General features: G+C 35.4%; 20 protein-coding genes. 14 read left to right on the top strand and 6 right to left on the bottom strand.

The window, feature by feature from the left end; genetic code table 11:
* Positions 1–49 precede the first annotated feature (49 nt).
* From ACODST_RS05835 to ACODST_RS05875, 9 genes are all read left to right on the top strand, one after another.
* Positions 50–2,851, top strand: coding sequence for a triple tyrosine motif-containing protein (locus ACODST_RS05835; protein WP_488931177.1), 2,802 nt, complete (start codon positions 50–52; stop codon positions 2,849–2,851).
* Between the two features lie 241 nt (positions 2,852–3,092).
* A complete protein-coding gene (locus ACODST_RS05840) occupies positions 3,093–6,128 on the top strand; it encodes a SusC/RagA family TonB-linked outer membrane protein (protein ID WP_488931178.1) in 3,036 nt (1,011 codons plus the stop codon).
* Positions 6,129–6,139: 11 nt separating this feature from the next.
* Complete coding sequence (locus ACODST_RS05845; protein ID WP_488931179.1) at positions 6,140–7,639, top strand: RagB/SusD family nutrient uptake outer membrane protein; 1,500 nt, start codon at positions 6,140–6,142, stop codon at positions 7,637–7,639.
* Between the two features lie 12 nt (positions 7,640–7,651).
* Positions 7,652–9,250 (top strand): hypothetical protein, encoded by a 1,599-nt coding sequence (locus tag ACODST_RS05850; protein ID WP_488931180.1) that lies wholly within the window; start codon positions 7,652–7,654, stop codon positions 9,248–9,250.
* Between the two features lie 11 nt (positions 9,251–9,261).
* Positions 9,262–10,926, top strand: a complete 1,665-nt coding sequence (locus ACODST_RS05855; RefSeq protein ID WP_488931181.1) for a family 16 glycosylhydrolase — start codon at positions 9,262–9,264, stop codon at positions 10,924–10,926.
* Positions 10,927–11,004: 78 nt separating this feature from the next.
* A complete protein-coding gene (locus tag ACODST_RS05860; protein WP_488931182.1) occupies positions 11,005–11,763 on the top strand; it encodes a glycoside hydrolase family 16 protein in 759 nt (252 codons plus the stop codon).
* A 309-nt stretch (positions 11,764–12,072) separates the two neighbouring features.
* Positions 12,073–12,657, top strand: a complete 585-nt coding sequence (locus tag ACODST_RS05865; RefSeq protein WP_488931183.1) for an RNA polymerase sigma factor — start codon at positions 12,073–12,075, stop codon at positions 12,655–12,657.
* Positions 12,658–12,707: 50 nt separating this feature from the next.
* The gene (locus tag ACODST_RS05870) at positions 12,708–12,851 is read left to right on the top strand and encodes a hypothetical protein (protein WP_165608771.1); all 144 of its coding nucleotides are present in this window, start codon (positions 12,708–12,710) and stop codon (positions 12,849–12,851) included.
* Between the two features lie 544 nt (positions 12,852–13,395).
* Positions 13,396–14,460, top strand: a complete 1,065-nt coding sequence (locus tag ACODST_RS05875) for a tetratricopeptide repeat protein (RefSeq protein ID WP_488931184.1) — start codon at positions 13,396–13,398, stop codon at positions 14,458–14,460.
* A 14-nt stretch (positions 14,461–14,474) separates the two neighbouring features.
* On the opposite strand, the gene ACODST_RS05880 is transcribed toward ACODST_RS05875, so the two are convergent.
* On the bottom strand, positions 14,475–15,131 hold the full coding sequence (locus ACODST_RS05880; protein WP_488931185.1) for an endonuclease III domain-containing protein: 657 nt from the start codon (positions 15,129–15,131) through the stop codon (positions 14,475–14,477).
* A 302-nt stretch (positions 15,132–15,433) separates the two neighbouring features.
* Between ACODST_RS05880 and bcp the strand changes: the two genes are divergently transcribed.
* Positions 15,434–15,886, top strand: a complete 453-nt coding sequence (bcp, locus tag ACODST_RS05885; protein ID WP_488931186.1) for a thioredoxin-dependent thiol peroxidase — start codon at positions 15,434–15,436, stop codon at positions 15,884–15,886.
* A gap of 79 nt (positions 15,887–15,965) precedes the next feature.
* On the opposite strand, the gene ACODST_RS05890 is transcribed toward bcp, so the two are convergent.
* Positions 15,966–17,426, bottom strand: coding sequence for a TonB-dependent receptor (locus ACODST_RS05890; protein ID WP_488931187.1), 1,461 nt, complete (start codon positions 17,424–17,426; stop codon positions 15,966–15,968).
* Positions 17,427–17,516: 90 nt separating this feature from the next.
* Between ACODST_RS05890 and ACODST_RS05895 the strand changes: the two genes are divergently transcribed.
* The 3 genes from ACODST_RS05895 to ACODST_RS05905 are packed head-to-tail and all read left to right on the top strand — an operon-like array spanning position 17,517 to position 19,277.
* Positions 17,517–18,281, top strand: a complete 765-nt coding sequence (locus ACODST_RS05895) for an MBL fold metallo-hydrolase (RefSeq protein WP_488931188.1) — start codon at positions 17,517–17,519, stop codon at positions 18,279–18,281.
* A 12-nt stretch (positions 18,282–18,293) separates the two neighbouring features.
* Positions 18,294–18,797: a hypothetical protein gene (locus ACODST_RS05900; RefSeq protein WP_488931189.1), complete on the top strand. Its 504-nt coding sequence runs from the start codon at positions 18,294–18,296 to the stop codon at positions 18,795–18,797.
* Between the two features lie 48 nt (positions 18,798–18,845).
* Complete coding sequence (locus tag ACODST_RS05905) at positions 18,846–19,277, top strand: hypothetical protein (RefSeq protein ID WP_488931190.1); 432 nt, start codon at positions 18,846–18,848, stop codon at positions 19,275–19,277.
* 86 nt (positions 19,278–19,363) lie between these two features.
* On the opposite strand, the gene ACODST_RS05910 is transcribed toward ACODST_RS05905, so the two are convergent.
* The 4 genes from ACODST_RS05910 to ACODST_RS05925 all read right to left on the bottom strand — a co-directional run bounded on the left by ACODST_RS05910 (position 19,364) and on the right by ACODST_RS05925 (position 23,765).
* Positions 19,364–20,008 carry an alpha/beta hydrolase gene (locus ACODST_RS05910; RefSeq protein ID WP_488931191.1) on the bottom strand — a complete coding sequence of 215 codons (645 nt, stop codon included), beginning with the start codon at positions 20,006–20,008 and terminating at the stop codon, positions 19,364–19,366.
* A 113-nt stretch (positions 20,009–20,121) separates the two neighbouring features.
* Positions 20,122–20,448 (bottom strand): hypothetical protein, encoded by a 327-nt coding sequence (locus ACODST_RS05915; RefSeq protein ID WP_488931192.1) that lies wholly within the window; start codon positions 20,446–20,448, stop codon positions 20,122–20,124.
* A 4-nt stretch (positions 20,449–20,452) separates the two neighbouring features.
* Positions 20,453–21,703 carry a dihydroorotase gene (locus ACODST_RS05920; RefSeq protein ID WP_488931193.1) on the bottom strand — a complete coding sequence of 417 codons (1,251 nt, stop codon included), beginning with the start codon at positions 21,701–21,703 and terminating at the stop codon, positions 20,453–20,455.
* Between the two features lie 133 nt (positions 21,704–21,836).
* Positions 21,837–23,765, bottom strand: a complete 1,929-nt coding sequence (locus ACODST_RS05925; protein ID WP_488931194.1) for a BatA domain-containing protein — start codon at positions 23,763–23,765, stop codon at positions 21,837–21,839.
* A 390-nt stretch (positions 23,766–24,155) separates the two neighbouring features.
* On the opposite strand from ACODST_RS05925, the gene ACODST_RS05930 reads away from it, so the two are divergent.
* Positions 24,156–25,271 (top strand): lactonase family protein, encoded by a 1,116-nt coding sequence (locus ACODST_RS05930; RefSeq protein ID WP_488931195.1) that lies wholly within the window; start codon positions 24,156–24,158, stop codon positions 25,269–25,271.
* Positions 25,272–25,343: the final 72 nt, after the last annotated feature.

Genomic DNA, 25,343 nt, shown 5'->3' on the forward strand with positions numbered 1-25,343 from the left:
TAGTCTACTTTAGAACTGTTTTAGTATTATTTTAATTCCCGATACCAATTTGAAAACAAAACTGTCTGCCCTATTGTTTTTGTTGAATTTCCTGCTGTTTTCACAGGAACTTCCTCCTATTGTAAAATATTCCACATCTGTTTACGGAGCCGGAAATCAGAGCTGGATGATTTCACAGGACGACCAGAATTATCTCTATTTTGCTAACAATGACGGCCTTTTAGAATATAACGGAACCAACTGGCAGTTATATCCGGCCCCTAATGAAACGATTATTCGTTCCGTAAAAGTAATTGGGAGTAAAGTGTATACCGGCACTTATATGAATTTTGGTTACTGGACCAGAAATGCAGATGGAAAACTAAAGTACAGATCACTCAGCGACGGTATAAAAAGCAAAATTCTGGACGATGAACAGTTTTGGAACATTTTGAAATACGATCAATGGATCCTGTTTCAGTCTTTGAACCGAATTTATATTTATGATACCCGAACAGGAAAGTTTAATATTATAGCACCTAAAAATGGAGTGGTAAAGTCATTTGTGACAAAAAATGCAATTTACTTCCAGACTCTAAAAGAAGGTCTTTTTGAAATTGAAGGCGGAAAAACCAAACTGGTTTCGGATAATCCTGTTGTAAAGAAATTTACTATTGCCAATGTATTATCGGCAGAAGACGGGTTGTTAATTCAGACGCAGCTGGACGGGATTTATAAACTCATCGGAAATTCCCTGACAAGGATGGTGACAGATGTTGATACAGAATTAAAATCCAGTTTTGTATACAGCAGTCAGCCTCTTCAGAACGGAAGTTTTGCGTTGGGAACGGTATCTAACGGAATTTTTATTTTATCGGATACAGGAAAACTTAAGTACCATTTGACACAGAGTAAAGGATTAAGTAATAATACTGCTTTATCACTTTTTGAAGATAAAGACCAGAATTTATGGGTTGGGCTGGACAATGGAATTAACTGTATTAATGTTCAGTCACCAGTTCATAGTTTTACTGATGATACCGGTGTTTTAGGAACCGTTTATGCATCAGCTGTTCATAACGAAATACTGTATATAGGAACCAATCAGGGGTTGTTTTGTAAACCTGTGCATAAAAAATCAGATTTTAAATTTATAAGCGGTACCAAAGGCCAGGTCTGGTCACTTTTTGTTTATAATGATACGCTTTTCTGTGGTCACGATACCGGAACTTATATCGTTACTGATGAAGCAGCCAGAAGTATCTTTTCGGCTTCCGGAACCTGGAAATTTGAACCTGTTCCCGGTAACAAGAATCAGTTGATTCAGGGAAATTATTATGGCATTTCGGTTTTAGAAAAAGTAAACAATCAATGGGTTTTCAGAAATAAAATTCAGGGATTTGATTATTCTTCCCGTTATTTTGAAATTACAAAGAACCTTGAAGTTTATATAAGTCATGAATACAAAGGAATCTTCAGGCTGAGACTGGATAAATCCCTGGCAAAAGCACATAACTTTTATGCCTATAAATACCCTGAAAAAGGAAACAGCGCCAGTTTGACTACGTTTAATAATGCCGTTTATTATGCCTATAAAGGCGGGATTTTTAAATTAAATCCCGTAACCAGAGAATTTCAGAAAGATTCGGTTTTAAGTACCATCTTCGAAAAAGACGAATACACATCCGGAAAATTAATAGTAGATAAGTCTAATAAAATCTGGCTTTTTTCTAAAAATTACATTCATTATTTTTCTTCCAGTAAATTAAGCAGCCAGTTAAAAGAAAATATAATTCCAATTCCTTCGTCGCTGACCAATTCAATGCTGGGATACGAAAATATTACCCAGATTTCCAAATCAACATATTTAATAGGAACGACAGACGGATATTATACGCTGAATATTGATGATTTGAGTTTTAAAAACTACAATGTTTATATAACCGATATTACCATTAATAAACAAAATGAAACATTTAAGAATGTTGGTATTCAAAATGAAGGAAGTTTTCGCTCTGATGAAAATAATATAACACTCAATTATACTGTACCGGAATACAATAAATATATCAATTCAGAATATCAGTATCTGTTAGAAGGATTTCAGAATGAATGGAGTGAGTGGAGTACAAAAGCGACCATAAATTTTAAGAATCTTTCTCCCGGAAAATATACTTTCAGGGTACGTGCCAAATATGCGAATACCATCCTGCCCAATACGGCGGTGTATACCTTTGTGGTTTTAAAACCCTGGTACCTGACAAATCTGGCCTGTTTTATTTATCTTCTTTTAATGCTGGCCCTGGCTTATTTTGTGAATAAGGCTTATCGGAATTATTATCAGAAACAAAGAGAAAAATTGATTGAAGAAAACAACCTTCTTTTAGAGATAAAAGAGCTGGAAAATGAACAGCAGTTAATGAAACTGAGAAACGAACAGCTTTCTAAAGATGTGGATAATAAAAATCGGGAGCTGGCTGTTTCGACAATGAGTCTCAACAGTAAAAATGAATTATTGGCTTTTATTAAGGAAGACTTAAAGAAAACAGCTCAAAACGACAGTTCCAATATCAAATCGGTAATTAGTACTATTAACAAAAATATTACTGAAGAAGATTCCTGGAATGTTTTTAAAGAAGCTTTTGATAATGCCGACAAAGACTTTTTGAAACGAATCAAACAGATGCATCCCGCCTTAACACCAAACGATCTGCGTTTATGTGCGTATCTGCGTTTGAATTTATCGTCAAAAGAGATTGCTCCTTTGTTTAATATATCAGTCCGTAGTGTAGAAATAAAGAGGTACCGACTGCGTAAAAAAATGGATTTGCAGCACGAAAACGGTTTAGTAGAGTATATTCTGGCTGTATAGTATTCCAAAAAACGACAAAAAAAAACTATACATTACCACAACATTAAGCTTTTGTTGGGAAATCCCAGTGTAAATGTTAAATAAATTAACATTCGTAAATTATAGTTATTTAGGGGTTTATTTTATGAAATGTAAAATTTAGGTTGATTTTTTTTATGATGTATGTTTTTTGTTGAGGTTAATTTTGTCGTTTTGATAATGGGAACAGATAATTTTAGCTATCAATAAAAACTAACTAATTATGAAATCTAAATTATTACTAACAGTACTGCTGTTATGTACATCTTTTGCTTTCTCGCAGAACTTGGACGTTTCAGGAACAGTGCTTGATGCTTCTGGATTATCATTGCCAGGCGTGAATGTAAAAGTTAAAAATTCGTCTAAAAGTACAACCACAGACTTCGACGGATCTTTTAAACTAACCGATGTTCCTAAAGGAACCTCAATTGTATTCAGTTATATAGGATACAGAACACAGGAAGTTGTAGTTTCCGGAACTAAGATGACTGTAAAAATGGCCGACGATGCGAAGTCACTTGACGAAGTCGTGGTTATTGGTTATGGTACCCAGAAAAAAAGAGAGGTTACAGGGGCCGTTTCTGTAGTAGACAGTAAAACACTTGATGTTTTAAAACCGGTTCGTGTTGAGCAGGCATTACAGGGAACCATTTCAGGGGTTAATGTAACGACACAGTCAGGAGCACCTGGTGCGCCGCTGGATATTCGTATTCGTGGTATTGCTACAAATGGTGAAAACCGCCCAACTGCCATTATTGATGGTTATGTTGGAGATTTTGGTTTATTAAATCCTAACGATATTGAAACCATTACTGTTTTAAAAGATGCTCAGGCTGCAATCTACGGAACTATTGGAGCAAACGGAATTATTTTGGTTACGACCAAAATGGGAAGAAAAAATTCTAAGACTAAAGTTTCTTTTAACAGTTATACAGGTTTTCAGGAAACATCAAGAAAGCTGCCAACCTTAAATGCTACAGAATATGCATTGCTTTTAAATGAAAGTTATGCTAATGGAGGAAGAGATTTGCCTTATCCAAATGTTAGTACACTTGGTAAAGGAACTAACTGGCAGGATGAAGTTTTTCAGCAGGCTCCCATAATCAGTAATGATTTGACTATTTCGGGAGGATCCGAAAAAATTACCTATTCTGTTAGTGGTTCTCACTTAGATCAGGAAGGTATCGTTGGCGGTGATAAATCAGGTTTTTTAAGAAATACTGCCAGAATTGGTTTAGGAGCAGATTTAAGCGACAGAATCAAACTAAAAACAAATGTTATCTACACTTATTTTACCAGAAAAACATTAAACGAAAATGGTTTAGGATCAGTTCTTTTTAATGCATTAAACGTTCCGGCTACCCTAAAACCATATAATGCTGACGGGACTTTTACTTTAGTGCCGAGTACAGCTGGTTTAGGAACTGAAATTATTAATCCGTTAGCACAAATTGCCAACACGTATAATGATTACAATTACAAAAAGTTAAATGGTAATTTTGGTCTGGATTTTAAACTATTCAAAGGCTTTACATTATCAAGTTCAATAGGTTTTAATACTTCAAATAGTGAATCCAGAGTTTTTGGAAAAAAAATCAGCTACGGCGGAAAAGTTTTTGATGTACAAAGAAGTTCCGTTACCCAAGGAGCTGTAAATGATAATGATTATTCATTTGACCTTTTTGGTACTTACAATGCAAAAATTGCAGATGCACATAATATTACCGGGACTTTAGGAACAACGATTTACAAACAATGGGGTAATGGTCTTTATGCTACCGGTTTTGATGTACCAAATAATCTTTGGGAAAATGCAGATATTTCTTTAACAAAAGGAACATCAGAAACGCTGACCAACAGCTCATATGTATATGATCAGAGAAGACTTTCTTATTTTGGAAGACTTCAGTACGATTACAAAGGTAAATATCTGCTTTCTGCCATGATCAGACGAGATGCTTCTACAAGATTTGGTCCAGGGAATAAAGTAGGTTACTTTCCTTCTTTTACTGCAGGTTGGGTCGTATCTGACGAAAACTTTTTCGGACAGCCTAAATTTGTTAATTTCCTGAAACTAAGAGCCAGTTATGGTACATTAGGGAACGACCAGATTCCTAACTATGGTTATTTAGGATTATTAACAGGTGAAGCTACTTATGTATTCGATAAGACTTTAGTTAACGGAACAGCAAATGGACAAACGCCAAATCCGGATTTAAAATGGGAAGAAGCTCAAAAATTTGACGTTGGTTTGGATTTAAAAATATTAAATGACAAAGTATTTATTGTAGCTGATTATTTTATTGATACCAGAAAAGATCTGCTCATACCAAATATTCCGGTTTCAGGAATTAACGGTACAGGTGCACCAGGTGCGAGTGCCCCAACTTTAAATGCAGGTACGGTAAAAAATTCCGGTTTTGAATTCTCAATCGATTATAAAGAGAAACTATCAGACGCATTTTCTTTTAGTGTGGGATATAACGTAACTTTCCTTAAAAATGAAGTTACAGAAGTAAACAACGGAACAGGTTTTCTTGAAGGAGGTGCTTTTGGTGTAGGACAGCCGGCTCCTTCACGAATGGAAATAGGTAAACCTATGGGGTATTTTTATGGATACAAAACAGATGGAATTTTCCAGAATCAGGCAGAAATTGATGCGCACCCTTCGCAATTAGCTTTAGGAGCAAATGCAGCACCCGGAGATATTCGTTATGTTGATGTAAATGGAGATGGCGTTATAGATACAAAAGACAGAACTAATATTGGTGATCCAATTCCGGATGCAACCATGGGCTTTAATCTGCAATTGAATTATAAGGCACTTGATTTTGCTGTGTTTACATTTGCATCTGTAGGAAATGACATGGTGCGTAATTATGAAAGAACACTTTCTGATGCCAATCGTTTGAATTATGTTTTAGACCGATGGACGGGACCTGGTACAAGTAATTCGACTCCGAGAGTAACGACAGGTGCTACAACAAATAATGTTTTTTCAAACTATTTTATTGAAGACGCTTCTTATTTTAGAATTCAGAATGTACAGATTGGTTATACATTGGACCCGGCAATATCTCAAAGAGCCGCAATCTCTAAGTTAAGATTGTATGCAGGGGTAAATAATCTTTACACCTTTACAAAATATAAAGGTTTTGATCCGGGTGCTTCAAACGGAGCTCCAATTGGAGGAGGAATTGATTATGGTTTCTATCCAATCCCAAGAACTTATTTATTGGGCTTAAACGTTAATTTTTAATTTAAATTGAAATGAAAAAGTATTTATTTATACCTATTATAACTTTGGCTCTGTTTTCCATCGTGAGTACTTCATGTTCAGATGAGTTTGTAGATCCAAAACCGGAATATTCAATAGATTCCGAGAATTATTTTAATTCGAAAGAAGAATATGACAACGCTTTAATTGGAGCTTACGATTTACTTCAGGCTTCGTATGTAAATGTTTTATTAGGAGAAATTGCTTCAGATAATACACTTTGCGGCGGAGAAAGTCCAACAGACGTTATTGGTTTTCAGCAGATTGATGATATGATCCATACACCAGTAAACAGCAACTTAAAAGACATCTGGAACTGGATGTTTGCCGGTGTGCAGAGAGCAAATTATATTCTTGAATTTAAGGATAAGACAGATTTTGAAGGAAGAAACCAGGTCATTGCAGAAGCACGTTTTTTAAGAGCGTATTATCAGTTTGAGTTAGTTAAATGGTTTGGCGGAATTCCGATGAAAGGAGATGCAAGATTTAAAATTGGAGATGAAAAAATCATACCGCGTTCATCAGTTCAGGAAGTGTATGCTTCAATAGAGGCTGATTTGATTTTTGCGTCTGAAAATTTATCTCCAAATGCATCTCAAAAAGGACGTGTAACAAAAGGTGCTGCTCAGGCATTGTTAGGAAAGGCATATCTGTATCAAAATAAATATGCTCAGGCGGCTCAGGCATTAGAAGCCGTGATTACATCACAGAAATATTCTTTGGTTACAGATTATAATGCAATGTTTGAAGCTGCAGGAGAAAACGGTTCAGAATCTGTTTTTGAAATTCAGTACACAGATGTAGAAGGTGCAGGATTTCCATGTCTGCAGTGTAGTGAAGGAAACGTAGCAGTAGGTTTTAATGGTATTCGTAATTATTCAGGGCCATTATTTTCTTCAGGTTATAGTTTCAATGTTCCAACTCAGGAATCAGCAAATGCATTTCAATCAGGTGATAAACGTAAAGATGTAGCTATTCTTGACATCAACGCCTGGGCAGAAGCTAATGCATCTTACGATAATGGTAATGGTATTAAATTCGGAAAAGGAAATGAAGATACCGGTTTCTTTAATAGAAAATACCTTCCAAGAAAAAGAAGCGATGAAGCTCAGGGAGATTTAAATTTAACAAACCCAAACAATTACAGAGCTATTCGTTATGCTGATGTGCTTTTAATGGCTGCAGAAGCCTATAACAGAGGAGGAATTGATGATGGGAAAGCCAGAACCTATCTTAATTTAGTAAGAAGACGCGCTTTTGGTGATACAAATCATGATGTTGCAACATCGGGCGCTGCTTTGACCGATAATATTTTAGCAGAAAGAAGACTGGAGCTTTTTGGAGAAGGACATCGTTTCTTTGATCTGGTGAGAACTGGAACGGCTGCTGGAAAAATAGACGGTTTTAAAGCGAATAAAAACGAATTATTCCCGATTCCTATTGAAGAAATTCAGTTTGCAAACGGAAACTGGGCACAAAATCCTGGATACTAAAAAACAGCAATTATGAAAAAAATATATTATATAATAAATCTATTCGTTTTAGCCGCTATGATTGGCTGTGCAAACGATGATCTGGATATTGATTTAGATGGTATAGCGGCTCCTGCCAATATTTCGGCCTTAACAACCGTAACACAGGATAATACAGGAAAAGTTACTTTCCTTCCAAAAGGAGAAGGAGCAACACAGTATAAAGTTGATTTTGGCGATGGAAGTCCGGTTTCTGATTTATTTGATACTGGAAAAACAGTTTCTCATATTTATAAAGAAGGGGTTTATAAATCTAAAATTATAGCAGTAGGGTTAAACGGAAAAACTACCGAAGTTGAAAAAGAAGTAGTAGTTTCATTCAAAGCCCCGGAAAATTTAGTAGTAGTAGTAACAAACGATTTGTTAGTTTCTAATAAAATAACTGTTACAGCAACCGCTGATTTTGCTTTGTTTTATGATGTTTATTTTGGAGAAGCAGGACATCCTGATCCGGTTTCGGCTAATAATGGAGAAGCTGTTTCTTATACTTATCAGGCACCGGGAGTTTATACAATTAGAGTGGTTTCCAAAAGTGCCGCTATTCAGACTACTGAGCATACTGAAGAAGTTACGGCCAAATTAGTACTGAATCCAACCACATCGGCACCGGCGCAGCCGGGCAGACAGGCAGGAGATGTTATTTCGATTTACAGTTCAAAATATACAGACGTTGCCGGAACTAATTTCTATCCAAACTGGGGACAGTCAACTGGTTATTCTGAATTTGACCTGAATGGAGATAAAATGCTGAACTATACAAATCTGAATTATCAGGGAATTGCACTGGCAGATAATGTTACGATTGATGTTTCGGGAATGGAATATTTACACGTGGACGTATGGACTGCTGATTTAGACAAACTTGAAATATCTCTGATCAAACCAGGTCCGATAGAAAGACCGGTGACAAGCGATCTGACATTGAATCAATGGACAAGTTTAGAAATTCCTATTTCAGCATTTACAAGTCAGGGGATGACTGTTAATGATATATTCCAATTGAAATTAGTAGGAATACCGGCAGGTAAGAATGTCTATCTGGATAACATTTATTTCTATAAAACGGCAGCAGAATCAATTGCATTGCCACTTGATTTTGAATCGGCGGATTTGACTTATTCATGGGGCGGATTTGGAAATCTGGATGCTTCAGTAGTTACAAATCCTAATAAAACCGGATTGAATCTTTCTGATAAAGTAGTAAAACTGGATAAAAAGAATGGTGCAGAAACCTGGGCAGGAGCAAGTTTAAACTTAGAAAATACGATAGATTTTACAAAAGGTACGAAAGTAAAAGTACTGGTATGGTCTCCAAAAGCGGGAGCTGATATCTTATATAAAATGGAGCTTTCAACCTCTCCAAAAGATGGAAACGGAAATCCAAGTGTAAATTTTGAAGTTCATGCAGCGACTACCACAACCAATGCGTGGGAAGTTTTGACATTTGATCTTACAAGTGCCGCTTCTTTCGATACAAGCATTAAGTATGACAGAGTGATATTGTTTCCTGATTTTGGACAAACCGGAACCGGAGCGGCTTATTACTTTGATGATATAAAACAATCCAATTAAAACAAGAAATCATGAGCAAAAAAATAATTATAAAGATAGTATCCTTATTTACGATTGTCTTGATGATGGGGTGTCAGAAAGATGATTACACATTTGGATCAATAGATACACCAACAAATCTGCAGGTAACTGCAGAAATTGTTGGAAAAACAGCTGATGCTCCTTATGGAGATGGATCTGGAATTGTAAAATTCACGGCAACTGCAGACAGAGCTATTTCGTTTAAATATGTTTATCCGGATGGTGGTTCAGACAGTGCTCCAACAGGAAAATTCACAAAAAGATTTACCAAAACGGGTGTTAATGTTTATACAGTTACTGTAATTGCTTCCGGAAAAGGAGGAATAGCAACGAGTACAACTATTGATGTTGAGGTACAAAGTGATTTTAGTGATGAAGAAGCTGTACAGTTATTGACAGGAGGAACAACAAAAAAATGGTATTGGGCAGCAGCAGAGCCAGGCCATCTTGGTGTAGGACAAAATGACGGAGATGCAACGAAAAATTTCTTCCCTAATTACTACAGTGCGGGTGCATTTGAAAAAGCAGCCTCTCCAAACAGCAGCTGTTTATATGATAACGAATTGACTTTCTCACTGGATGGTGATCAGCTTAAATTCCAATTAAACAATGGCGGTGCCACATTCTTTAATAAAGATTTTGGAAGTGTTGGAGGAGCATCAGGTTTAACAGAAGACATGTGTTTAAGTTATAATCCGGGTGGACTGAAAACAGTTTCGTTAAGTCCTTCTGAGTCAGTTGTAATGGCAAATCCTAAACATGCCGAGCAGACAAGAGGAACAACAATGAACTTCTCTGACGGCGGATTTATGGGGTATTATATTGGTCAAAGCTCTTACGAGATTTTATCACTTACCGCTAACCGTATGGTAGTAAGAGCAGTAATGGGAGGAAACCCGGCACTGGCATGGTATCATACTTTTACTACGACACCTCCAAATCAAAATCCAACGACAGATTATACCAACTTAGTATGGGAAGAAAATTTTGATACTGACGGTGCACCGGATCCTGCTAAATGGGGCTATGATCTTGGAAGAGGTGATGGCGGCTGGGGAAATAATGAAAAGCAGAATTATACCAATTCAGCTTCTAATGTAATAGTTCAGGGTGGATTTCTTAAAATTACCGCTAAGAAAGAATCTTCAGGAGGAGCAGAGTATTCTTCTGCCAGAATTAAAACAGATGGTAAATATTCTTTCACTTACGGAAAAGTTGAGATACGTGCCAAACTGCCTTCCGGAGGCGGTACATGGCCGGCTCTCTGGATGCTGGGACAAAATTATGCAACAAAAACATGGCCGGAATGTGGTGAAATTGATATCATGGAACATGTAGGGAACAGCCAGAACACTGTTCATGGAACCCTGCACTATCCTGGACGTTCAGGTGGAACTGCCGATACCGGCTCTAAAACAATTCCAAATGTTTCAACAGAGTTTCATGTTTATAAAGCAATCTGGAGCCCTGCTTCAATAGCAATATATGCAGATGATGTATTAATACATACGGTGCAGAATAACGCATCACTGCCTTTTAACAGCGGCTTTTTCATAATTCTGAATGTTGCTATGGGAGGTAATATGGGAGGTAATATTGATAGTGCTTTTTCACAGTCAACAATGGAGGTTGATTATGTGAGAGTTTATCAATAGGTTAATTAATTAGGAATTTTAGTAAGAAGGTCAGTTTTGCGACTGGCCTTCTTATGTTTTAAACGTCAATATAAAAGCATGAAAAAAGTAATTTTAGTTTTATTGATCAGCAGTTTTTCCTTTGCGCAGCAGACTAAAAGGAAGCTGGTTTGGGAAGAAAATTTTAATAAAAAAACTTTAAACGAAAAAGTCTGGAATTTTGAAACCGGAGACGGCTGTCCTAATCTTTGCGGCTGGGGAAATAACGAAAGACAGATTTATACCACAAACAACCACGAGTTTAAAGATGGGAATTTAGTAATTGAAGCCAGAAAAGAAGGAGAAAAATATACTTCGACTAAAATCACGACCAAAGGTAAAAAAGAGTTTAAATACGGCCGGATTGAAGCCAGGGCAAAACTGCCGATAGGACATGGTTTATGGCCGGCATTCTGGATGTTAGGTGCTAATATTGATGAAGTAAAATGGCCAAAAACAGGCGAAATAGATATATTAGAATATATCGGAAGAGATCCTCACATGGTGTATACTACTCTTCATACGCAGGACAGTCACGGAAATACAATCAATACCAAGAGGACAGAATTTCCCAATATTGAAGAAGGATATCATGTATATGCCATTGAATGGGATAAGGATAAAATAGCCTTTTTTGTAGATACTACCCTCGTATATACCTTTAATCCTGAAGTAAAAAATGAAGATACCTGGCCATTCGATAAGCCATTTTATATTATTGTAAATTTAGCTATTGGAGGCAATTTTGGAGGTCCTGAAGTAGATGACTCCGTTTTTCCTCAAAAATACTACGTCGATTATGTACGTGTATATCAATAGAAAAGAAGGTGTTACAGAATAAAAAAATAAACAGTTGTAGATGTCTTAAATGTTTAATTATGAGTTTTTTACAACTGTTTTTTGATTTTTTAAAAGCGGTGTTTTTTTAACAATATACCCTTAAATAAAACATTGTAACCAAAAACTTAACGATTTATTGTTAATTATTATGACATTTGTTTGTTTTATAAAATAATTATTTGTTAAATTTGATCACAATATTAACATAACTCCAAAAAAGAAAAGCCTATACAATAAAATTACTTTTTAGAAAATTACTCCAATTATTAAAACTAAAAAAGTAGTATTATGGCTGATCTGCATATTCCAGACGCTCTATTAGTAAAAAATTATGTTGATGGCAATGAAAGTGCCCTTGCAACATTAATTAAAAGACATGAATCTAAAATATACGGATTTATTTATTCTAAGATTGCTGATAGAGATATTTCAAATGATATTTTTCAGGACACTTTCATTAAAGTAATTAAAACTTTAAAAAGCAATTCCTATAACGAAGAAGGAAAATTTCTTCCATGGGTAATGCGTATCTCACACAATTTAATCGTAGACCATTTCCGAAAAACCAAAAAAATGCCAATGTACAGAGAAACCGAAGAGTTTTCGATTTTCTCTATTATGTCAGATGACAGCTTAAACATTGAAAGCAGAATGATCCTGGATCAGGTTGAGGTAGATCTGAAAAAACTGATAGAAGAGCTTCCTGATGATCAGAAAGAAGTTCTTATTATGAGAATGTATCAGGATATGAGTTTTAAGGAAATCTCGGAATTAACAGATGTAAGTATTAATACAGCATTAGGAAGAATGCGTTATGCCCTGATGAATCTGAGAAAAATTATAGACAAACATCAAATTATTTTGACCAGCTAATACTAATTTGAATATAAGTCCGTTATACTGTAATAAAACATTTTCATGGTATGGCGAAAATTTACTCAAAGAAAGCATTAGCTTCAAAAGATTTAAAACCTAAAAAAGAAGTAGTTTCTTTTTTGCTAAGTTACTCACAAGCCTTAAAAGTTGTGAAAATTGAAGATAAAAGTTTTGAAATAATAGCTAATTAAACAGCCCGCTTTTCTGGCCGGATGTTTATTTTGAAAGAAAAACCAAATGGTCGTTTTTGGTTAAAAGCTCACTATTTGTATGCAGATACAGATAGTGAGTTTTTTTTATGCTCGAAAGTTTGATACGGTACCTATTTTTATAAGTTTTTTTTGCTGTTTTGTCTGTGTTTTGTTAAAATTTAATATTTTGTTTCAATTTTGTGTGTTTATTTGGTTTTTAATTTTATTTTAGTTAAAAAGTAATTTTTTATTTATCAAAAATAGCTTTAATGAATGTTTTTGATATAAAAAAGCTTTTAATTCAACACCTAATCCAAAACCAAAAACATTATGAAGAAAAATTACCAGTCGCTGTTTGTTAAGTTTTAATGTTCATTTGATTTTTGACAGAAATATTTGCACCAGAAAATATTTTGATCAAAAAATAGTGAGAAAGTAAGTCTTTGAGTGTTATTTTGTTTTCGAGATGACAGCAAATCTTTCTGTATTACTATGCCTCAAAACAACTACAAGAATCATTTAACCACCAAAAACTTAACCGCAAATGAAAGAGAAATTTAGAATGCTGTCATGCCTGCTGCTAATGAGTGCAGGGGCGTTGGCTCAAAAAGAACAAATCAAGGAAGCACAGTCTTTGTACGATAAAGGAAAAAGTCAGGAATCTTTGGTAATATTAAACAAAACAGAATATCTTATACTGAATGCTTCTGATGAAGACAAATCCGATTATTATTTTTTAAAAGGAAATGTTTTGAAAGACCTGGCAGTCAAAAATATAGATGCCGCAAATAACTTCACACTGGCGTCGCAGGCTTATCAGGATGTTTTTTTATACGAAAATGAATCCGGTAAATTCAAATTTACAGTTAAGGCCAATGCTGCTTTAAAAGAAATGAAATCCAGTCTTGTTAATGGCGCTATGGCCGATTTTAAAGCGGAAAGATTCAAAGAAAGTGCCGAGAAAAGTTACAAAGTATATTTGTTTGATAAAAAAGACACTTTAAACCTGTTCAATGCAGCTTCTTCAGCTATTAATGCCAAGGATTATGACTCCGCTGTTAAATATTATGAAATTTTAAAGAAGATCAATTTTTCTGGAAAAGGAGTTTTGTATCTGGCTACCAATAAAAAAACAAAAGAAGAAGATGTTTTTATTTCGCCAAAAGCAAGAGAATCAGCTATTCAGCAGGGACTTTATGAAAAGCCGAGAACGGAGTCAGTTCCTTCAAAGAAAATCGATGTAAACAATAACCTGGCGTATTCTTACATGGAAAAAAAGGATTATCCAAAAGCAGAGGTTATTTACAATTATGTTTTAGAACTGGATCCAAATTATATTGATGCCTATATCAATATGGCGTATCTTAAACTGCAGATTAAAAAAGATTTAGCCGATGAAATTTCATCTTTGGGAACCAGTGCGGCTGAAATGCAGAAGTACGATAAATTAAATGCCCAAAAAGACGATGTAGCCCGAAGCGCTATTCCGTATCTTAAAAAAGCACTTAGCATTGAGCCTAAAAATACCGATGCGGCAAAAACTCTTTTAGGAGTATACCGATCGCTGGACATGACAAATGAATACAATGCCTTAAAAGGCAGTTTGTAAATATAATGAAGCTGCTAAGCCTTCTTTTTAGCAGCTTCTTCTATTATAGATTTTTTTCCAACGGTTCTGGTGATAATATCTTTTTCCAGACTCCATCCTCTGGCCGGAGAATATTCCCGTCCGTACCAGATAATCTGCAGGTGCAGATCGTTCCATAATGCTCTTGGAAATAATCGTTTCGCATCTTTTTCAGTCTGCGCGACACTTTTTCCGTTCGAAAGGTTCCATCGGTGCATTAAACGATGAATATGCGTGTCTACCGGAAAAGCAGGAACTCCAAACGCCTGAGACATAACTACGCTTGCTGTTTTATGACCAACAGCCGGAAGAGCTTCAAGCGCTTCAAAACTCTGGGGAACTTCTCCGTTGTGTTTTTCAATCAAAATTTCAGACAAACCATGAATCCCTTTGGATTTCATTGGTGATAAACCACACGGACGAATAATCTCCTTTATTTCTTCAATTGACATTTTAACCATATCATACGGATTATCCGCTTTAGCAAATAATAAAGGCGTAATCTGGTTTACACGCACATCTGTACATTGTGCCGACAGTAAAACAGCAATTAAAAGGGTGTATGGGTCTTTATGATCAAGCGGAACAGGTATGGTAGGGTAGAGTTCTTTTAATTTGTCGATAACAAATTGTACACGAGCTTCTTTATTCATTTTAGTTTTTTTAATCCCGTAAAAATAGTATAATTTTGATGATGTGCCTAATCCGGCTTTTTGTTTCAACTCCTCATTGTGTTAGTAACATTTTTAAGTATTTAAAAGAGCTTCCGTTGGTCGCTTTTTAAATACAAAAAATGTAAACTACCACAATTCCGGGGTTTTTACTTCAATCCGGGGCATGAAAAATTTATAAGTTAATAAGTTATACGTTAAGAGTGGAAAAGTCTAGAATCTATACTCTTTATTCTGTATTCTTAAAAAAAAATCTAAAATCAACAATCTAAAATTAAAAACATATGACAACATTAAAAGCAGGAGATAAAGCGCCCAATTTTTCAGGAACAGATCAGGACGGAAAAACACATAAACTGGCAGATTATGCAGGGAAAAAACTAGTAGTTTTCTTTTATCCAAAAGCAAGTACACCAGGCTGTACAGCAGAAGCTTGTGATTTGAGAGATAATTTTGAGCGTTTTAAAGCTAATAACTATGAACTTTTAGGAGTAAGTGCTGACAGCCAGAAAGCACAATTAAAATTTAAAGACAAATACGAGTTTCCTTTTCCGTTACTTGCAGATGAAGATAAATCGGTTATCAATGCTTTCGGAGTTTGGGGACCAAAGAAATTTATGGGAAAAGAATACGATGGGATTCACAGAACTACTTTCATAATAGATGAAAAAGGAATTATCGAAGAAGTAATCGAAAAAGTAAAAACAAAAGAACACGCTTCACAGATTCTGAAATAGTTTTAAGTTTCAGTTTTCAGTCTTGCAAAACTGAGGCTGAAAGTTAAAATACAAAAGCCTCCATATGGAGGCTTTTGTATTATATATTCTGTTCCAGTTCTTTCTGAGGATGGTATCCAAAAAGATGGTGTTCTTTGATTAATTCTGCAATACCGGACGGTAACATTGGTTCCCAGCCTTTTTTGCCCTGATTGATCATTTTTAGAACTTCCCGGGAGAACACATCCAGAATATCACGATCGTAATCTTCAATATCAACCACTTTTCCGTTGAATTTAAAGAATTTGTACAATTCTTTCATTCTTGGATGTACCTTTAGGTTGTTAGAGTTCATTAAAGTACCGTCTTCATCCAGCATTGGATATAAGAATACTTTCATATCGCGGTAGAATAATTTTCCGAATGCTTCCAGAATTCCTCCGCTTAAGTGACGGTAATATTTCTCGTCGAAAATATCCACCAGGTTATTTACACCCATTGCCAGTCCCATACGGGCTTTGGTGTAATTGGCAAAATATTCAACAACTTTATAGTATTCCTGGAAATTTGAAATCATTACGGTCTGTCCAAGTGAACAAAGTAATTCGGCTCTGTCCATAAAGTCACGTTCGTCAATTTCACCATCAGAACGCAGGTTAGAAAGTGTAATTTCGAAAACAACCAGTGTATTGCTTTTTTCAACCTTATTTTCCTGAAGAAACATTTTTAAGGATTTCTCATACATATCCATATTTACTTTCGTAACCGGACGGAAACTTCCTCTTAAGGCTAAAAGGTTCTTTTTGTACAAAATAGCTGCCGGCAGAATGTTTTTTCCTTCCGGATTAAACATTACGGCATCAGTCATTCCGTTTTTAACCAACTGTAAACTCATCAAACGGTTATCAACGTCAGCAAAACGAGGACCTGAAAAGTTGATGGTATCAATCTCTAATTGATCTTTATCTAAATGATCGTATAAATAACGAAGTAAACGTTTTGGATCGTTGTATTTGTAAAAAGCACCGTAAATTAAGTTAACCCCTAATATTCCAAGTGTTTCCTGTTGTAATCGGGCATCGGTTTCTTTAAAACGGATGTGGAGGATAATTTCGTTATAAGCTTCGTCTGGTTCAATCTGATAACGGATTCCAACCCAGCCATGTCCTTTAAATTGTTTGGCAAAATCTATTGTAGCTACCGTATTGGCGTAGCTGAAGAAAAGTTTGGTAGGATGTTTTTCTCTGCTTAAACGCTCTTCGATGATCTGGCCTTCGTGCGTAAGCATTTTTTTTAAACGCTCTTCGGTAACATATCTTCCGTCGTTTTCGGCTCCGTAAACGGCATCACTAAAATCTTTATCATAGGCAGACATTGCTTTTGCAATAGTTCCCGAAGAACCTCCGGATCTGAAAAAATGTCTGACAGTCTCTTGTCCAGCGCCAATTTCAGCAAATGTTCCGTAAATATTTTCGTTTAAATTAATGCGTAAAGCTTTGTCTTTTATAGAGGGAATCTGTTCGATGACCTTGTCACCTTTGAGTTTTATTTCTGTACCCATTTTATTTTAAATAGATTTGTTACAAAGTTAGTAAATTAGCCTTCTAATGAAAGAGAAATAATCCTATTTTTGTAAAAAAATTAAGTTCAATTGAAGGTCTATTTTTTAGGTACAGGTACTTCTCAAGGCATTCCTATCATCGGAATCGATCATCCCGTTTGCAAAAGCACTGATGCTAAGGATAAAAGGCTCCGCGTGTCCATATGGATTACGTGGGACGAGCACTCATTTGTAATCGATTGCGGCCCTGATTTCAGACAGCAGATGTTATCCTGCGGCTGCCGTAAACTCGACGCCATTTTGTTTACACACGAACATTCAGATCATACCGCCGGTTTAGATGATATCCGGCCGTATAATTTCAGACAGGGCGAAATTCCGGTTTACGGACACAAAAGAGTTCTGGAAAATCTGAGACGCCGTTTTGATTACGTTTTTGAAACCGTAAATAAGTATCCGGGCGCTCCAAGTGTAAAAACAATCGAAGTTGAAAATAACAAACCTTTTGCCGTCGGCGATAAAGTAGCAATTCCCATAAATGCCATGCACGGTGATTTGCAGGTCTTTGGATATCGTATCGATGATTTTGCCTATTTAACAGATGTAAAAACAATTGAAAACGATGAAATTGAAAAACTGAAAGGATTAAAAGTTTTGGTGGTCAATGCCCTTCGTGTTGAACCTCATGACACCCATTTTAACCTTCAGGAAGCGCTGGATTTTATTAATCTGGTAAAACCCGAAAAGGCATATCTAACCCATATAAGTCATGTTTTAGGTTTTCATGAAGAAGTACAGAAACAACTTCCTGAAAATGTTTTTCTGGCCTATGACAATTTAGAAATTACAATTTAATTATACCACAAAATGAAAAAATCCTTAATGCTTTATCTTTTTATCCTGGCGATATTAATGAATGTTTTTACTTATATGTTCTATAGCCGTGAGGTAAAATTTGAGAAGGAAAGATATGAGAAAACTACCAAAAAACTAAGAGATAGTATCAGTCTTGTATCCAATAAACTGACTGAAGCTGATTATTTTTCTCTGGAACATAATGAAAACGCCCAAAATTATTTTGATAACAGTGCTTCGGGAGGAAAAGTAATTTTATACGAAAAACTGATTCCGGTTGTCACAGAAAAATTACTGGACTATAATGCAGATGCAAAAGGGAATCCTTATACCGGGCAGGATCAGATTGGACCAAACAAATTTATCATCAATAAAGTAAAGATTTTAAACCACCGATGGATAATTGCAGATTACAGTAATGGTGAACTTTGGGGAGAAGTCTTGTTAAAATACTTTGTTGATAACGACGATAACATTACCTTTGAAGTAAATCAAACCTGGTTATATCAAAAATAGGATTTTATAATCCTATTTTTTTTTGTTCAGTTTAAAACTATTAGGATTATGAAAAGGATATTTTTGTTTTTGATCATTGTGAGTATTTTTTCCTGTGCTAAAAAGGTATCTCAGGAAAATGGAAATCAGATTTTAAAAGAACCTCAAAAAGAAGTATTAGTTGGAGCAGATGCTGATGATCATGGTTGTAAAGCTTCTGCGGGATATACGTGGTCAAAGCTCAAAAAAGAATGTATAAGAGTTTTTGAAAACAGCACAAGACTGAATCATGCTGAAGATGGTAAAAAAACATATTCTACAGTTTCTTATGTAATTTTTGATGGAGATAAAGCAGAGCTTTTCTTAGATACTCAAAAAGAATCTATTATTCTGGAAAGAAAATCTGAAGGCGATTCCTGGAAAAAAGATAATTTCGAATTGATTCCCTGGAAAGGTTATGTTTTGAAGAAAGAGGGGAAGATAATTTATACTGGAGAATAGTTTTTAGTATTCAGTGTTCAGTATTTTTAGTGTTCAGCCGCTTGGATTTTTTTCAACTGATTACTAAAAATACTGAACACTGATCACTAATTTATCAGCCAATTTTTAAAATCAAAGAAATTCTGAGGAGCAACTCCGTGCCCTACAGGATATTCTTTATAGGTAAGAGGAATATTTAGTTTCTCTAAAACTGCCGGAGTTTTTCGGGCCCATTCAACTGGAATAACCTGATCAACGGTTCCGTGCGAAGCAAATATTTTCAGGTTTTTGAAGTCGTTATTTTCGAAACCTTCTTTTATAATTTCTTCATTAAAATAACCGCTCATGGCTACAACCCGCTGAATTTTTTCAGGATAAGAAAGCGCTGTGGCGTAACTTAAAATAGATCCCTGACTGAATCCGATTAAAGTGACATTGTCAGCGTCAATAGGATAATTTGCTGCTAATTCATCAATAAAATTAGCAATGATGTCTCTTGAAGTTTTAGCCTGCTCATTATCAGAAAATTTATTTTGGTCGGCATCAAAATTAATGGCGTACCAGGCATAAGCACCATATTGTAAATCATAAGGCGCTCTTGCTGAAATTACATAATAATTATCCGGAAGCTCAGAGGCAAAAGAGAATAAGTCAGCTTCGTTGCTTCCATATCCGTGTAACAATAATAAAAGCGGATTCTTGTCTAAAATTACTTTTGGTTCTCTTATTTTATATTCTAATGACAGATTCATTTTTTAGGAAAAGTTATGAGTTTTGAGTTATAAGTTATGAGTTTTCCTTTGTTTCTCAGGCTTTATCAGGTTTTATCAGGTTTTTGACTTTTTAAATTTTTAAATTTAAAAATCTATCCGATTTTTTTAAACCATTTTTGAAATAAATTCCCAACTAACGGAATCGGTCTCATTTGTCCCTGAATAGCATTGAAAATACCAAAAGTCCAGAGAATTGAAATACAGATCCACATAGGGAAGGTGATAAAAAAACTGTCAAAATTACTGATGATAGCTCCCAGGGAAATAAAAGTTAGGGATAGACCCAGTGCCTGACGGATATGAAAAGAAGCAAAACTGTTTTTATTTTCGGAATTCATCGACATGGCAATTAAAACCCCGATGATGAGAATGTAGCTTGTAATGGCAATTGATTTTCCTTCTTCGACTGTGTTGTTCATTGTATTATTGGGTAACAAGTTGATTTTGATTTAGAATTCCGTAAACAGCGCCTTTAATTTCGGTTCCAAGGAAAGCAGAATTTTTAGATTTTGAAAGGATGTTTTCTTTCGTAAAAGTTGATTTTCCTTCTGTTGTAAATAAAGTAAAATTGGCTTTTGCCCCTTCTTCAATTGTATTGCTTTCTAAGCCAAAAACGTTTCTCGCTGAAGTTAATTTGGCTACAACTGTTTCAACTGGCAAAACAGTTAATAAAGCTCCAAATGCACTTTCTAAACCAATGGTTCCATTTTTAGCGGTATCAAATTCCATTTTTTTGAATTCAATATCGATTGGGTTGTGGTCAGAAGTAATCATGTCGATGGTTCCGTCTGCGATTCCGTTTAGCAATGCCTGTCTGTCTACTTCGGTACGCAATGGCGGCGTAACTTTGAAACGGGTATCAAATCCGTCCAGTTTTTCATCGGTTAAAACTAAATGATGTACAGAAGCACTGCAGGTGATAGGTAAGCCTTTTGCTTTCGCTTCTCTGATTAATTCAACAGACCGGGCAGTAGAGATAGTGGGAATGTGAAGTTTTCCGCCTGTGTATTCCAGTAAAAATAAGTTTCTCGAAATCTGCAGTTCTTCGGCTAGATTAGGGATACCTTTTAAACCTAATCTTGTAGAAACAATTCCTTCGTTGGCAACACCGTTTCCTTTAATATTCGGATCCTGAGAGTAAGCAATTACCAGTCCGTCAAAATCCTGTACATATTGTAAAGCGATTTTCAGGATATTGGCATTATCGATACTTTTATTGTAGTCTCCAAAAGCAATGGCTCCGGCTTTTTTCATATCGTAAAGTTCTGCCATATCTTTTCCTTCGCTGGCTTTGGTTAAAGCACCAATCGGGAAAATCTCAACAGCCGAACCGTTTGCTTTGTTTTTTACAAAATTTACCTGAGACTGATTGTCGATAACAGGAAAGGAATTAGGCTGTAAACCAATTGCTGTAAAACCGCTTTTGGCAGCTGTATGCAATCCGTTTGAGATGTTTTCCCTGTCTTCAAAACCCGGTTCACCCAGTGAAACACTGCTGTCAAACCAGCCTTGAGAAACATGAAGATTATCAAATCGTACGACTTCAGCATCGTCATTAGGAAGTGAAACTCCTATTTTTTCTATAATCCCATCGGCAATTAAAAGATCAACGGTCTGGTTATGAAACGGACTTTTAGAGTCGATAATTTTGGCGCTTTTGATGAGTATTTTCATATGTAGAGAAATTTATTTTTATTGAAACACTAAAAATTATTTTAAAAACAGTAGAGCTTAATTTTCTTAAACCATGAAGAAATTAAGTTAATAGAGGAAAAGCTTAATTCTCTTAATGCCTTAATGGTAAAAACTACTTGACAAATTTTATAATTGCCATTTCTAATGCTAAAAATAACAGTGCAAAGATAACAAACCATTTCCAAATCTGACTGTCAGTTCTTTCGGTCTGCAGGGTATTAAAAATAGTTGAAATGGTATCTGAGGTTTTAAAATCAGAAACTACATTCGTGTTTACCTGGCTTAAATCGCTTTCGGTTCTTTTGTAATTAAAGCTTAGGTTTTCGACCCATTCTTTCTTATCAAAAATACTGTAATTTCCTGCTGTTTCCGGGAAATCATTAAAGGTTAGTTTTACCTTGTTGTTCATAATCTGCTGAACGGGAATAAAGGAATCCTCTGTACCTTTTACTTCCAGTATGGCGTCTTTTGTGAGTAAAACATCAGCAAAATAAGGCTGGTTATTTCCAATTGTCAGGGCATTGATACCTGTTTTTTGGTTGTTCTGTGCTATTTTGTAAAACAAAGGAACAATTAAAGGCGACTGCTGGAAATTAGAATTTGCAGTATTTATTGGAGCCGAAAAAACGGTGATTCCGCCTGTTGGATTTTGAACTGCCATAACAAAAGCACTTTGGTCTTCATAAGACAAGACAGCCGGATACGGGCTTGAGATGTCAAATGAACTGTTGGTTTTAGGATATTGGAAATTCGTGATTTTATTTTCAAAAACACCCGAAAACAACGGATGATCAAAGTTGATTTTGGTAATGAGTCTGCTTCCGGTTTTTAAGGCATTAAACTGAATTTTTCCAAAATTACCCAAAAAGGAGTTTAAATTGGAAACCGAACTTTTCTCAGATGGAATAACTACGAGACTGCCTCCTTTGGAAACAAATGCTTTTAAAGTAGTTTGTAAAGCCTGTGGAATCTCAGCCAGCTCATTAAGAATGATGGTGTTTTGTTTTTCGAGACTGTTGTAGTCCAGTGAGCTGATGGCGTAATTGTTATAATTGAATTCTGCAGCAGTATAAATCCTCGCCAAAAAATTGCTTTTTTCCGGTTCACCAATACTGATTACATTTGTTTTTTTGTTTTTGGAAATACTGAAATACAATTTGTTATCATAAGCAAGTCCGTTGTCTTCAATGGAAACATAACCATGAAAAGCTTCTTTGGGAATGGTAAAGTTGATTTTCTTTTTCTTCGAATCAAAATTCAGGATCGTTTTGGCAATTAGTTTGTTTTGATTGTAAAGAGCAGTAGAAACCGGTTTAAAATCGTCGCCATAAGCCGATAAATCTACACTGATCTCGTAGAAATTTTCCAAAGTCTGCTGAATGTAAACGCTGTCAATAGAAATATTGTTTTTCTGTTCTGCTTCAGGAATAATGAAATACGGTTTTTCTGTCGGGTCGATATTTTTAATATCGTTTTCTTTTAAACCAACAGCATCTGTAATAATGACAATATCTTTTTTATGGGCAGATTTATGCGCTTTTACTTTAGCCATAATCGACGAAAGTTCAAACGGTACGGCACTGTATTTTAAGTTCTGTAAAGCGCTTTTAGAAGATTTAATATCCGTGTTCCAGAAGTTTTCGGTATTGGTAAGAAGCGAAAAAGAAGTGTTTTCAGGAGTGTTTTCCAGTAATTCCTGAACGGCACGTTTTAACAATTCCCCTTTTTTGCCTTTGGCCTGCATACTAAAGGAATTATCAAGAATGATATACATTTCGTTGGCGGCATTTTTACTGTCTTTGGCTTCAAAAAAAGGCTGGGCAAACGCAATAACGGCGCAGGCAAGCAGTAATAAACGTGTTGCGAGCAGCAATCGTTTTTTGATTTTAGAGCTTTTTCGGGTCTGAATGGCAAGTTCTTTCAGAAAGCGAACGTTGGTAAAATAAGAAGTTTTAAAACGTCTTAATTGAAACAAATGAACCAAAATTGGAACAATCAGCAAAAACAGAAAATATAGAATTTCGGGATGTTTAAAATGCATTCTGGCTTTGATTTACTTCGCTACGTTTTATTTTTCGCGAAGATGCAGGTTCAAAAATACAAATTAAATTATTTATACCCTATAGGTTCCGTTAAGAGATTGTGGATTATATATTGAGGAGTTATTTTAAAGCACATAACTTCCTGTAAGAGATTATAAGCGAAACTTAAATAATTCAGGGGATTAAATTCCAGCAAGTAATATACTAAGAATTACCGGCTGCATTTGATATTCGAGAGTATTTAAACAGCAAAACTAAAATGAACTTATATAACTTATAAGGTTCAGAAAACAACAAAAAAATGTAACTTTTGTAATTTCTTTTGTAACAAAGAAACTGTTTCAGAGAGATATTATTCCTTATTTTAGCGAATTCAAAAAAAACAAACTATGAAAAAAATATATCTGATACTATTTTCGGCTTTGGCAGTCACAACTGCAAAGGCTCAGAATAAATTTAATCTTTTAGTGGGCACCTATACCAATACATGCCAGAGTAACGGAATTTACGTTTATGAATTTGATTCCAATTCAGGCGATTTTAAACTAAAAAAATCATCAGAAAGCGTAGTGAGTCCTAGTTATTTATCGGTTTCGGCGGATAATAAATTTATTTATGCTGTAAATGAAAACGGCGATCACAGTACGGTAAGTGCTTTTAATTATGATGCTCCTTCAGGACAAATCACGCTTTTAAACAAAAATGATGCTTTGGGAGCTGATCCTTGTCATTTGATCAATGATGATAAAAATGTAATTGCAGCTAATTATTCCGGAGGAAGTATTGTCGTGTACAAGAAAAACCCGGATGGCAGTATTTCTGAAGTTCAGCAGTTAATTCAGCATTCAGGAAAAGGACCAAATGCGGCGCGTCAGGAAAAAGCGCATGTACATATGGTAGCTTTTTCTCCGGATAAAAAATTTGTTTTGGTTAACGATTTAGGATTGGATAAAGTTTTTATTTATAAGTACAATCCGGTTTCTAAAAATGAAATACTAACTTTAAAAGGGAGTGTGGATGTAAAACCGGGAAGCGGACCAAGACACTTAACTTTTAGTAAAGACGGCAAGTTTGTGTATTTGATTCAGGAACTGGATGCTACATTAACCACTTTTAGCTATGATGCTAAAACCGCGACATTGAAAGTGATTGGCGAAACCAGTATTCTTCCAAAAGGATTTAAAGGCGGAACAGGCGCGGCCGCGATAAAAATTTCTCCTGACGGAAACTTTTTATATGTTACAGATCGTGTAGACGCTAATTCGATTACGGTTTATAAAATTCTTAAAACAGGTGTGATCGAACAGGTAGAGCAGGTAATTACACAGGGTAAAGGTCCGAGGGATTTTGCTATTGATCCAACCGGGAACTATGTATTAGTAGGACATCAGTATACCAATGATATTGTAATTTTTAAAAGAGACAGTACAACAGGTCAACTGACGGATACAGGAAAACGAATCCAGTTGTGTTCGCCGGTAGGGCTTGTATTTACGAAGATATAGTTTTCAGTCGCAGTCTCAGTCACAGTTCTCAGTTTTAATGTACTGGATACTGTGACTGCAAACCGCGACTAT

It is taken from the genome of Flavobacterium sp. FG19 (assembly GCF_057809475.1).

Bases quoted from the DNA above. Each gene is read 5' to 3' on its own strand.
- ACODST_RS05920 (WP_488931193.1), bottom strand. From the start codon at position 21,703: ATGAAAATACTCATCAAAAGCGCCAAAATTATCGACTCTAAAAGTCCG.
- ACODST_RS05875 (WP_488931184.1), top strand. From the start codon at position 13,396: ATGAAAGAGAAATTTAGAATGCTGTCATGCCTGCTGCTAATGAGTGCA.
- ACODST_RS05845 (WP_488931179.1), top strand. From the start codon at position 6,140: ATGAAAAAGTATTTATTTATACCTATTATAACTTTGGCTCTGTTTTCC.
- ACODST_RS05870 (WP_165608771.1), top strand. From the start codon at position 12,708: ATGGCGAAAATTTACTCAAAGAAAGCATTAGCTTCAAAAGATTTAAAA.
- bcp (WP_488931186.1), top strand. From the start codon at position 15,434: ATGACAACATTAAAAGCAGGAGATAAAGCGCCCAATTTTTCAGGAACA.
- ACODST_RS05865 (WP_488931183.1), top strand. From the start codon at position 12,073: ATGGCTGATCTGCATATTCCAGACGCTCTATTAGTAAAAAATTATGTT.
- ACODST_RS05850 (WP_488931180.1), top strand. From the start codon at position 7,652: ATGAAAAAAATATATTATATAATAAATCTATTCGTTTTAGCCGCTATG.
- ACODST_RS05910 (WP_488931191.1), bottom strand. From the start codon at position 20,008: ATGAATCTGTCATTAGAATATAAAATAAGAGAACCAAAAGTAATTTTA.
- ACODST_RS05900 (WP_488931189.1), top strand. From the start codon at position 18,294: ATGAAAAAATCCTTAATGCTTTATCTTTTTATCCTGGCGATATTAATG.
- ACODST_RS05840 (WP_488931178.1), top strand. From the start codon at position 3,093: ATGAAATCTAAATTATTACTAACAGTACTGCTGTTATGTACATCTTTT.
- ACODST_RS05930 (WP_488931195.1), top strand. From the start codon at position 24,156: ATGAAAAAAATATATCTGATACTATTTTCGGCTTTGGCAGTCACAACT.
- ACODST_RS05880 (WP_488931185.1), bottom strand. From the start codon at position 15,131: ATGAATAAAGAAGCTCGTGTACAATTTGTTATCGACAAATTAAAAGAA.
- ACODST_RS05890 (WP_488931187.1), bottom strand. From the start codon at position 17,426: ATGGGTACAGAAATAAAACTCAAAGGTGACAAGGTCATCGAACAGATT.
- ACODST_RS05905 (WP_488931190.1), top strand. From the start codon at position 18,846: ATGAAAAGGATATTTTTGTTTTTGATCATTGTGAGTATTTTTTCCTGT.
- ACODST_RS05860 (WP_488931182.1), top strand. From the start codon at position 11,005: ATGAAAAAAGTAATTTTAGTTTTATTGATCAGCAGTTTTTCCTTTGCG.
- ACODST_RS05925 (WP_488931194.1), bottom strand. From the start codon at position 23,765: ATGCATTTTAAACATCCCGAAATTCTATATTTTCTGTTTTTGCTGATT.
- ACODST_RS05915 (WP_488931192.1), bottom strand. From the start codon at position 20,448: ATGAACAACACAGTCGAAGAAGGAAAATCAATTGCCATTACAAGCTAC.
- ACODST_RS05855 (WP_488931181.1), top strand. From the start codon at position 9,262: ATGAGCAAAAAAATAATTATAAAGATAGTATCCTTATTTACGATTGTC.